This is a genomic window from Mycobacterium sp. MFM001 (assembly GCF_003402475.1).
In the GTDB taxonomy this organism is placed as follows: Bacteria; Actinomycetota; Actinomycetes; order Mycobacteriales; family Mycobacteriaceae; genus Mycobacterium.
In genome coordinates this window covers 150,411-161,355 of the sequence record NZ_BFAB01000002.1, presented here as the reverse complement: position 1 = coordinate 161,355, position 10,945 = coordinate 150,411, and the positions used below count along the sequence as shown (strand labels likewise).

Sequence of the window (10,945 nt, the reverse complement as noted above, 5' to 3'; positions counted from 1 at the left end):
CCGGCGTGCGGCAAAGTTACCGATATGGCTACCAACCCAAAGGTTCCGAAACCTGGGGATATCAAATCCGCTGCACAATCGGCTGTGGAAACGGCACAAGCGGTCGCAAGCGGCGCGATGCGTATTCCGCCGGCTTCCGTTCAGATCGCCGCGCAAATGCCGGATCTGTTGGAAAACCTCGCGATCGCGACCGAGCGCCTCAACACAACGATCGATCGTGCGGAAAGATACATCGCCCTTGCCGATCCCATGATCCGAACCCTGGACCGCCTGCTGCCGCAACTCGAAGCGCTCGTCGCGACGGGCGACGACGTGTTCAGGGCCCTGTCCAGCCTCCCGGGGGTTTCGACGCTGGGTCGACTCGCGGGCGGTCGGTCATCAGACGTGCGGAAAGCCGACAAGCGCGAAGGCAATCGCGCCACGTGACCCGGGGCGCTATTCGGCGCTCGCGGCTTCGTAATCCGCGACCCGCGCCCGCAGCAATGTCACGTAAGGTCAGCCGCTCCTTGGGATCACAACGTGGTGTCGTGGGCCGGAGGCCGATGCGAACGGTAGCGGCGATCCAGCGCGGCGGCTTCGTGGAATTCCTCTTCGGGGCGGGCGGCCGGCCACGCCGGTTCGGGCGAACCCGGCTCGGGAGTACTCGGTGAGCCGCCGCGCATCCACGCCGCCAGTTCGCCGATCACGATCAGGGTGCCGGTGGCGGTCAACGGAATCGCCCAGACGCGCCGGTGCAGCAGAGCGCTCTTGCATTGGTCCACGTAGTTGGTGGCCGGCCTGGAATGCTGCGCGGGTTCTTGATCGCTGATCGACGCCTGCAGCAACTGCGTGTAGTAGCCGTTGCCGCATTTGATCTGGATGCCCCACCGGTCGTGTGCGTCGAGGTAGATCGGCAAGCACAGCACGACTAGCCCGGCGGCGAGTAAGGCGGTGCCGACGAGCATGGCCAACCAACCACGGCTTATCACCTTGGCTGATTCGTCCATGTCCCGATGATGCGCCCGTCGGCGGGGGGTTGCGCAAGCCTCGGCGGCAGGGTTTTTCAGGAAGTGAGGATGTAATGCTTGCTCGATTGGCTTGGCAAGAGTCCACTTACGGCCCGTCGTCGTCATCGCCATCCCGCAACAGCTTTTCGGGGTGGTGGTATCGGTTGACGCGGGGTTGGCCGTGGTCGAGGTGTGGTGGTGGGATCCATTCGGCGTCGCCGTGTGCGTTTTTGCGGGTGGTCCAGCCTTCTTCGGCCAGCGGGTGGTGTCCGCCGCAGCCCAGGGTGAGGTCGTTGATGTCGGTGGTGCGGCATGTGGCATACGGGGTGCAGTGGTGGGCTTCGCAGGAGTAGCCGGGCACTGGGCAGTTGGGGAAGCTGCAGCCGTGATCCTTGGCGTACAACACGATTCTTTGCGCGGGTGAGGCGAGGCGTTTGGTGTGGTAGAGCGCCAAGGCTTTGCCTTGGTCGAAAATCGCGAGGTAGTGGTGCGCGTGCGAGCCCAGCCGGATCACGTCGGACATCGGTAGCAGTGATCCGCCGCCGGTGAGTCCGTGGCCGGTGCCGGCTTCGAGATCGCCCAGGTTGGTGGTGACGATGATGGTGGCCGGTAGCCCGTTGTGTTGACCCAGCTCTCCGGAGGCCAGCAGTCCCCGCAGCCCAGCCAGCAGGGCGTCGTGGTGGCGCTGCCCGGTGCTGCGCGAGTCACGCTGGGCGGTCTGCTCACAGGGTGTCCGGTCCAGCACTGGCGCCGGGTCGTCGGGGTTGCACATGCCCGGGGCGGCCAGCTTGGCCCACACCGCCTCAATGGTGGCGCGCAGCTCCGGGGTGATCCAGCCGCTGAGTTGGGACATCTGATCGGGGCCTTGCTTGCCAAGGGTCAGCCCGCGCCGGCGGGCTCGGTCGTCGTCGGTGAAATCACCGTCGGGGTTCAGACAATCGGTGAGCCGGGCGGCTAGCTTGGCCAAATCGTCGGGGCGATGCTGGGCGGCGAGCCCGGCCAGATGGGCCTCGGCGTGCTCGCGGGTCTCGACGTCAACAAAGCCGGGCAGCCGGTGCATGAAGCTGCGGATCACCGCCACGTGACCGGCACCGATCTGTCCGGCGCGCTGGGCGGCGGCGGTGGCGGGCAACACCGCCTCGAGCGGTTCACCGGTCATCGCCCGGCGCTCCCCAAGCTCTTCAGCATCGTGAATGCGCCGCGACGCCTCGGCGGGGGTGATGCGTAGCCGTTCGGCCAGCGCAAAGCGCAGCGTGCCGCCCAGCTCGGTGTCGCTGGCCTGCTCGGCGAGCTGGGTGATCAGCGGATGTTCGACCGCGGGCAGCCGGCGGCGCACCGTCTCGCAGCGTTCCAGCAGTGCGAGCCGCTCCGGCGTGGTCAGCACGTCGAAGTCCAGATCCAGGGCGCGCTTCAGGTCAGCCTCGAGCGAGTCGAAGACCGCGACGATGTCTTCCCGGCTACTCGAACGCATGTTCGAATACTATCACGCAACCCGGACACGCGACACGACAATCCACAAGGGAAACCAAAGTGACACAAGTGGTTACAGTGATGTCGGGGGTTTCGTGCGGCCCCCGGTTGCTGCGGTCACCCCCGACCGTCGATGACGCGACAAGCGGATGGTTAAGTGACCGTCGTGAAGCAATTGACAGCTGTCTTGGGGTCCCTGACCGGGTTGGCATTCACCGCCAACGGCTACCGCCCGCTGAGCAAGCGCGGCTACCCCTCACTGTTCGCCTTCGCCTACGGCGTGTTCGCCTCGGAACTACCGCTGCAGGTTCTCGGCGGCCAACTCGCGACACTGGCCGCAGTGACCCGCCGGCTCTCACCACGGGTGCGCTGGTTCAGTTGGCTGGTGTCGGCCGTGTCATGGCTAGGCCTGTTAGGTCTGCATCGCATCGGCCGCCAATCCGACAGCCCGCTGACCGCCGCGCTGGATGTCGGGCTGGGCGCGGGCCGTCGCACCGAATCGGGCGATCTGTGGAAGCGGCCGGCGGGTGCGGGCACGGCCAAGTCGCCAGGTGTCATCCGCATGATGCGGGTCTACGGCGACTACGCGCACGACACCAACATCAGTTACGGCCCATACGGTTCGCGCAACCATCTCGACATTTGGCGCCGTCCCGATTTGGATCCCAAGGGGCAGGCTCCAGTGCTACTGCAGGTTCCCGGCGGCGCGTGGATGCTGGGAAGTAAACGCCACCAGGCGTATCCGTTGATGAGTCACCTGGCCGAATTGGGCTGGATCTGTGTCGCGATCAACTACCGGCTCAGCCCGCGCTCGACCTGGCCCGACCACATCGTCGACGTCAAACGCGCACTGGCCTGGACCAAGGAGCACATCGCCGAATACGGCGGGGACCCGGACTGGATTGCGATCACCGGCGGGTCAGCAGGTGGGCATCTAAGCGCGTTGGCCGCGCTGACCGCGAATGACACACAATTTCAACCGGGTTTCGAGGACGCCGACACCAGCGTGCGGGCCGCGGTCCCGTTCTACGGCGTCTACGACTTCACCTATACCGACTCGCTGCACCCACTGATGACGCCGACGCTGGGCAAATACGTATTCAAACTGTCGCGCAACGAAACCACGGAGGCTCTGCGCGCCGCCTCGCCAATCAGCCACGTCGGCCCCGATGCGCCACCGTTTTTCGTGCTGCATGGGCGCAACGACTCGCTGATCCCGGTCGAACAGGCCCGCGCTTTCGCCGCGCGGCTGCGGGAAGTCAGCCGCCAGCCGGTCGCGTACGCCGAATTACCCTACGCACAGCACGCTTTCGATATCTTCGGGTCGGCACGTGCCCAGCACGCTGCGGTGGCCGTCGAACAGTTCCTCGCCGAGATCTACGCGAAGACGTCGCTTTAGGCGTCGATCACCACACGATCGCCCTTGGCCCGCGAGACACATACCAGCATTTCGTCATCGCCCTCGGCGGCGCGCCCTCTGCGCTCCACGTCGCCGGCCAGCACCCTGACCTTGCAGGTTCCGCAGAAGCCCTGCTGACACGAGTACGGGGTGGCCGGGTCACGGTCGAGCATCACCGCCAGCGCCGAGCGGTTCGCCGGCACGCTGACCACCTGCCGTGACCGCGCAAGCTCCAACTCGAAGGGGACACCGTCGACCACCGGCGGTGGACTGAACCGCTCATAATGTAATGGCGCGTCGGCATGTTCGTCACGCGCCGTGCGCACCGACTCCAGCATGCCGGTCGGCCCGCACACGTAGACAGCCGTCGCGGAGCCGGCATCGACAAGCAGGTCCTCGGCGGTGGGGATCCGGCCGCGCTCGTCGTCCGCCCACACCGTGACCCGATCCGGCGCCACCGCCACAAGCTCGTCCAGCAGCGGCATGAACTGGCGGCTGCGGCCGGCATACACTGCGCGCCAATTGATTCCATGCTGCTGGGCGACCTGCACCATCGGCAGGATCGGTGTGATCCCGATGCCGCCGATCACGAACAACACCTGGCGCTCGTCAGTGACGAGATAGAACGCGTTGCGCGGGCCTTCCAGTACCAGCGTGTCACCCACGTCGAAGCTGTCGTGCATCTCGATCGAGCCACCACCACCATCGGCGATGCGGCGCACGGCGATTCGGTAGTCGGTGCGCCGGCCGGGCGGGCCGCACAGCGAGTACTGCCGACGCCGGCCCGAGGGCAGCCGGACATCGATGTGCGCACCGGGTGTCCACGACGGCAACAGTCCACCATCGGGATCGGCCAACGTCAACGCGACCACGTCGGGGGCCAGTACTTCGCGTTTGGTGACCACCGCGGTAATCGCGCGCTGCACCGGCGCCACGCGAGACGGCGTCCATCGCGACACCGACGCCAGACCGCCGAACAGTGTGCCCACGCCGTACAGCGCGGTCAGCGCGCGGTCGCGTTTCCGGCGGCCATAGAGGTCGGCCGGTCTGCTTGTCCAAATGCCTTGTTTCACAGTTCCTCTCACGTCTGTCGGAGGTCGAATCTCGCGAACAGCCGGACCAGCGAGGGACTGATGCGACGCAGCGCGTAGCCGACCCTGGACTCAGCCGCGACCGGCAGCACCGCCGGGCCAGTGCGGATTGCCTTGACGATCGCCTTCGCGACGGCTTCCGGGGTGTAGTTACGACGCCGATACGCAGCGTCGGCCTTCTGCCGGGCTCGCTCCTGCTGCTCTGCCGAAAGACCCGCGTACACAGTGCTTTTAGCGATATTGGTATTGACGAAACCGGGGCACACCGCCGTCACCGTAATGCCCTCGTCGGCGAGGTCCGCGCGCAGCGATTCGCTCAACGCCAGCACCGCCGCTTTCGTGGTGCCGTAGGCGACCATGGACTTCGACGGCAAAAACGCTGCGGCCGACGACACGTTGATGATCGTTCCGCCCTGGCCGCGGTCGACCATCTGCGCGCCGAACGCCCGGCTGCCGTTGATGACGCCGCGCACATTGACCCCGATGATGGTGTCCCAATGCTCCGGCGTGGTCTCCAGGAACCGGCCTGCCATCCCGATACCGGCGTTGTTGACCAGGATGTCGACCACCCCGTGCTTGCTAAGTACTTGCGCCGCAAGGTCGTTCATCGCCGCTTCGTCACTGACGTCGACCTGGTAGACGGCAGCCTCCGCCCCGGCCGCCCGCACAGCCTCCGCGGTCTCGCCAGCGCTGCCGGCATCGAGGTCGACCACCACGACAGTGGCGGCGCCCTGGCGGGCCAACTCCACCGCGGTGGCCTGGCCGATCCCAGCGCCGGCCCCTGTAACCAGCGCGAGTTTGCCTACCACATCACGGGATCCGGTCTCGATGACGGGTGTGGCGCGGCCGTCCACCCACTCGGCGGTGAGCCGGGCGATGACGTCGGGGCGCGACGTCACCACCCAGTGCCCGCCCTCGATCGGGATGATCCTGCCGCCCGGCGCAAGCGAGCCGGTGAACCGCTGCAACGGCGGCGACACGAAATAGTCCTGGCGCGCGACCAGTACCTGCACCGGGACACGTGTTCCCGGCAGCTGCGACGGCGGCGCGAGGATCGGCGCGGGCATGTTGGCGCGGTAGAGGTTGAGCCCGTTGAGGTAGTCATGCGTCGACCGGTACGGCGCAGGGCGCCGGCTACGGGTGCTCGAACGGCCGATATGTTCAACCGCCTCAAAGACTTTCGCCGTCGCCCGTGACCTGATCGCCAGCTCCGGCACAGCCGGGCACAAGAAGAACCAGATGTAGCTGGACGCCAGGACCTGTTTGGCGACGTCGGCTAGGGCGCGCGGTGTGCGCGGTGACCGCAGGAACTTGCCCGCATAGTTCAGGTGCGGCCCGGAGATCGACGTGAACGACGCGATCCGGTCCATCACGGACTCGTCGGTGACCGCGGCCCACGCCTGAATCGAGCCCCAGTCGTGGGCCACGAGGTGAACCTCGTCGACCCCGAGACTGTCGATCACCGCGGCGATATCCGAAACCAGTTGGGGGAGGCGGTATCCCGACCGGTCGGGCGGGCATGCGGATTCACCGGCGCCGCGCACGTCGTAGGCCACAAAGTTAAAGCGGTCGGAGACTAGTTCCGCGACGCCGTCCCACACGTGGTGGTTATCCGGGTAGCCGTGGATGGCCAGAATGGTCGGCCGCCGGGCGTCGATCTCGCCGTACCGGTGCACGGCCAGAGAAACGCCGTCCGACGCGGTCACGAAGGAGGTGGCCATGGCTCAGTGCGCGGCGCGGGCAGCAGGGGAGCGGGCCAGGTACTCGACCGCGCGCCCAACGCCGCCCAGCTGCGACGGATGGAAACTCGGCTTGTAGTACGCGCCGATCACCCGCACGAACTGGAATGGCCCGGGCACCAAACCCCGTCGCGCCGCATCGAAGTAGTCCCGCCAGCGCGGCTTGGTTCCCGGCGGCAGGTGCGGGTCGACCGAGTACATGAACCGCACGCCACGTGCGAATAACCACAGCATTGCCGGCGTCACCAGCAGCTGAGTGCGCACCTGGCGCCAGTACCCGGCCCGCAGATGCTTCATGGTGTCGAAGGCGACCGCTTTGTGCTCGACTTCTTCTGCGCCGTGCCAGCGCAGCAGGTCCAACATCACCGGGTCGGCGCCGAGGTCGTCGAGTTGCGGGGTGTCCAGAATCCACTCACCGAGGATCGCGGTGTAGTGCTCCAGCGCGGCCACGATCGACACTTGCTCTGCCAACCAGCTCTGCCGTCGCCGCCGGCTCCACCACGGCCGGTCCCCGATCAGCTTGTCGAACATCCACCGGATCTGGCTGGTGAACGGCGTCATATCCACGCCCTTGGCTGTCAGGTGGTCGGCCACGCCGGCGTGCGCCTGGGAATGCATGGCCTCCTGGCTGATGAAGCCCTGCACGTCCAGCCGCAGCTGGTCGTCGCGGATCAGCGGCAGCGCCCGTTTGAAGACATCGACGATCCACTCCTCGCCCGCCGGCAGCAGCAGATGCAGGACATTGCAGAAGTGGGTCGCGAACACCTCGTTGGGCACGTAGTAGAACGGCAGCTTTGCCCAGTCGAAGTCGACGTCGCGCGCCTGCAGGACGATCCGCTCATGATCGAGGGTCTCGTCGTGCGGGCCCGCTGCCTGGTCATCGACGGTAAACATCGCAATCTCCAGTCTAGTTACGCGCTGTATCGTGCTTCGCTCTCCGCCTCGGTGATCAGACGCTCGCGACGCAGGAACCCGACGAGGTCGTCGACCGTGTCGGCCAGCGCCGGCTCGCGGCGACGGACCTTGGCCAGCGAGCGTGCCTGGCGGTACTGGCTGTTGTCGTAGCGCTTGTCCCGCATGGCCTGGATCTTGGCGGCCGAACGGGTGAGGAAATCGACCAGCGGATAGAGCGCATCGCCCGGCGTGCACCGGTGGTTCACCTCGTCGGTGAACGACGGGATGTCCAGGTAGTCAAAGCGGTAGCCGTGGCGTTCGGACAACAGCCGGGTGATGTGGGTGAGGTTGTAGTAGTCGTCGGCGGTCAGGTTGAAGACCGTACCCGCCTCGGCCGGAAGGCCCATCAGCGACACGATGTGATCGGCGATCAGGTCCGCCGGCAGGAGGCTGATCTGGTTGCGGGCGTCCACAGCCAAACCGTGCTCGATCATGAACGCGGTGAGCCGCACCAGGATGTCGTCCTGGCTGCCGTAGCCCGCGCTGGTCGGGGAGATGAGCGACGGACGGTAGATTCGCACATCCAGTCCCTGGCGCTGCGCTGCCAGCACCAGCTGCTCGGCGACCCATTTTGACTGCGAGTAGCCGAAGTCCAGGCCGCTCATCTCCTCGTTCGCGTAATCTTCGCCGACCACCGGCATGGTGCTCCAGCCATAGATGAAGGTGCTGGAAACCAAGTGGAAAGCTTTCCGGTGCGCGGTCATGGCCAGACGCAGCAGCTCGTGCGTGCCGCCCACGTTGGTGGGTCGCAGGGCGTCGTAGGTCCGGACGTAGTTGACCAGGGCGCCGTTGTGCACGATGGCGTCGATGCTCTCGGCCAGCTGCTGGAACGCCGTCTCACCGATCCCCAGGTGCGGCTCGGCGAGATCGCCGCAGATCACCCGCACCCGCGCGCGGACCTCGGCTTCCAGGCCGGGGGACCACAGCTGGGCCTGCCGCAGCCCCGCGATGATCCGGTCCAGGCCGTGCGCCGCATCGGTGGCGCGCACCAAGGCGTGCACGGTGTAGGACGTCTGCGCCAGCAGGCTGCTGACCAGGAACGGCCCGAGGAACCCGGTGGCGCCGGTCAGCAGGATGTCGGTCGGCACGCCGTCGCGCGCCGGCGGCAGGGCCGGCAGCGGCAGTTGCGCGTCGGCACGCATCTGCCGGGTCTCGTATTCCTCGTACTCGGCGGCAATCTGATCCAGCGTCTGCCGCAAGGTCTGGAGCGGCAGCTCGGCCCCCTCTCCGAACTGCCGCATGATCTGGAAGAACTCGGCAACCGTCAGCCGCTGAAGCAGCCGCGTGTTGACCTCCTTCGCCAGCTCACCGGCGCCGTGCTCTCTCAGCAAGGCCTGCAAGTCGGTGTGAAGCTCGGCCAGGGCCAGCGAGTCGATGCCCAGATCGGCGAAGCTGCAGTCCTCCTGACCGGTCAGGTCGTAGCTCTCGATCAGGTAGCGGAAACGCTCCAGCGGACCCGCGCCGGCTCCCGGCGCTTCGGGTGCCTCATGAGAGTGGCTCGCCAGCACCGGCAGCTTGCCGTCCAGCCAGAGCTGGCGGGTGTGCGCGCGCCGGATCTTGCCCGACGTGGTCTTGGGAATGCTGCGCGGCGGTGAGAACACGATGGTCTGCGGATCGATGTGGCAGTGCCTGCGGATGGCCCGGGCCAGCATCTTGGCATCGGGGAGCGCGCCCTTGTCGCGCACCTCGGCGACCACGACCAGCGACTCCTGCTCGTCCCGCTCGACCGAGAAGGCGGCGACGCAGCCGCCGCGGATCTGTGCGGCAGAGCGTTCCACGACCGACTCGATGTCCGATGGGTAGCAGTTGACGCCGCGGACGATGATCAGGTCTTTGCGCCGGCCGCAGACGAACAGCTCGTCCTCGTAGAGGAAGCCGAGGTCGCCGGTGCGCAGATAAGTGTGTTCGTCGTCGCCGACGATGCGGGCTTCGAACGTCTCCGCGCTGAGCTCGGGACGGCGCCAATAGCCGCCGCCTTTGGATGCGCCGTCGACCCAGATCTCGCCGATCCGGCCCTCGCCCAGGTCCTGCCGCGACTGCGGGTCGACCACGCGGATCACGTTTCCGGCGACGGCCTTGCCGGAGCTCACCAGCGGGGTCTGGTTGTTGTTCTCGGGCACGGCCTTTTCGATCCGCACCACATTCTGTTCCAGTGCCCGCTTGTTCACGGTCACGGTCTGTCGGCCCTTGAGCGTCACCCCCAGGGTGTTCTCGGCCAGGCCGAACGCGCCGGTCAGCGCGTCGGGCCGCAGACCGTAGGGCGCGAAGCGCTCCCGGAAGCGGGCGAACGTCTTGTCGCGCAGAGGCTCGGCGCCGACGACGATGCTGTCCAGGCTGCTCAGGTCGAGGCCGGCCAGCTCGGCGGCGGGGAGCTTGTCCTCACGCAGGCAGTACTCGAGGCCGAAGTTCGGCGCGGGCGTGTGGGTGGCGCGGACCTCACTGATCAGCCGCAGCCAGGCCGACGGCCGCTGCAGGAAGTCGGCCGGTGACATTCCGTGCGTGGTCCCGCCGAGCACGACGATGAACAAGTAAGCGGAGATCAGGCCCATGTCGTGGTGCTGCGGCAGCCAGCTGACCGCGACTTCCTTGCCGCTGAACGCCGAGGCGTTGGCGATGACGTTGGCGTGGCTGACGATCACGCCCTTCGGATCGCTGGTGGAGCCGGAGGTGTACTGCAGGAAGAGCACCGGACCGGGGGTGTCGGTCACGGATGCGCCGCCGAAGTCCTGCGTCGCATCGGTCGCGAACCAGGGCAGGTCCGGAAGCTGCGCGACGTCGGCCCACGGCAGTCCGCCTTGCTGGTTGCCCAGCAGCGAGCGGAAGTCGTACTCGAGCTGCTTGGTCGACAGCACGGCCTTGGCCTGGCAGTCGCGCGCGATGAAGCCGAGCTTGGCCAGGCCTGCTTCGAACGACATCGGCAGCGGAGGGCTGACCGGGACGGCGATCACTCCGAGGCGCGCGCAGGCGTAGAACGCCGCGACCATCTCCAGGCCCGGGGGGTAGACCAGCAGCGCCCGGTCGCCCTGCCGCAGGCCGGCCTCTGCGGAGAGGTAGGCCGCCAGCTCGCGCGTCCGCTCGGCGAAGCTCTGGTAGGTGTAGTGCTCGAGCTCACGGCCCTCGATGTCGACGAAGCGGTAGAGGGTCTGGTCCGGCTGCTGCGCTTCCCACTTCTCGAGGTAATCGATAAGCGTCTCCATCTTGAGGAGTCACTCTCCCTTCAAGGCTCGTCTTAACTGCAATCAATAGAACTGGTTTTCATCACTGGGATACACCCGATCGTAGCGCTGCTAAGCAACGCCTGGCAAA

General features: G+C 66.8%; 8 protein-coding genes. 2 read left to right on the top strand and 6 right to left on the bottom strand.

Annotated elements, in window-relative coordinates; genetic code table 11:
- The first annotated feature begins 24 nt into the window (after positions 1–24).
- Positions 25–426, top strand: a complete 402-nt coding sequence (locus MFM001_RS04180) for a hypothetical protein (RefSeq protein ID WP_116373900.1) — start codon at positions 25–27, stop codon at positions 424–426.
- A gap of 86 nt (positions 427–512) precedes the next feature.
- Here the strand turns inward: MFM001_RS04180 and MFM001_RS04175 are convergent, their stop codons facing one another.
- Together MFM001_RS04175 and MFM001_RS04170 are read right to left on the bottom strand one after the other, a co-directional pair.
- Positions 513–986 carry a hypothetical protein gene (locus MFM001_RS04175; protein ID WP_116373898.1) on the bottom strand — a complete coding sequence of 158 codons (474 nt, stop codon included), beginning with the start codon at positions 984–986 and terminating at the stop codon, positions 513–515.
- A 106-nt stretch (positions 987–1,092) separates the two neighbouring features.
- Positions 1,093–2,457, bottom strand: coding sequence for a 13E12 repeat family protein (locus MFM001_RS04170; protein ID WP_116373896.1), 1,365 nt, complete (start codon positions 2,455–2,457; stop codon positions 1,093–1,095).
- Positions 2,458–2,613: 156 nt separating this feature from the next.
- Here MFM001_RS04170 and MFM001_RS04165 point away from each other — a divergent pair, with 156 nt between their 5' ends.
- Entirely contained in the window at positions 2,614–3,855 is a 1,242-nt protein-coding gene (locus tag MFM001_RS04165; protein ID WP_371685177.1) for an alpha/beta hydrolase fold domain-containing protein, read from the top strand.
- Here MFM001_RS04165 and MFM001_RS04160 read toward each other — a convergent pair.
- The 4 genes from MFM001_RS04160 to MFM001_RS04145 are packed head-to-tail and all read right to left on the bottom strand — an operon-like array spanning position 3,852 to position 10,836.
- Complete coding sequence (locus MFM001_RS04160; RefSeq protein ID WP_116373894.1) at positions 3,852–4,928, bottom strand: PDR/VanB family oxidoreductase; 1,077 nt, start codon at positions 4,926–4,928, stop codon at positions 3,852–3,854. The two genes, MFM001_RS04165 and MFM001_RS04160, sit on opposite strands and share 4 nt — an antisense overlap.
- Before the next feature lie 8 nt (positions 4,929–4,936).
- Positions 4,937–6,667, bottom strand: a complete 1,731-nt coding sequence (locus tag MFM001_RS04155; RefSeq protein ID WP_116373892.1) for an SDR family oxidoreductase — start codon at positions 6,665–6,667, stop codon at positions 4,937–4,939.
- 3 nt (positions 6,668–6,670) lie between these two features.
- Positions 6,671–7,579, bottom strand: coding sequence for a metal-dependent hydrolase (locus MFM001_RS04150; protein ID WP_116373890.1), 909 nt, complete (start codon positions 7,577–7,579; stop codon positions 6,671–6,673).
- Between the two features lie 17 nt (positions 7,580–7,596).
- A complete protein-coding gene (locus tag MFM001_RS04145) occupies positions 7,597–10,836 on the bottom strand; it encodes a fatty acyl-AMP ligase (RefSeq protein WP_116373888.1) in 3,240 nt (1,079 codons plus the stop codon).
- Positions 10,837–10,945: the final 109 nt, after the last annotated feature.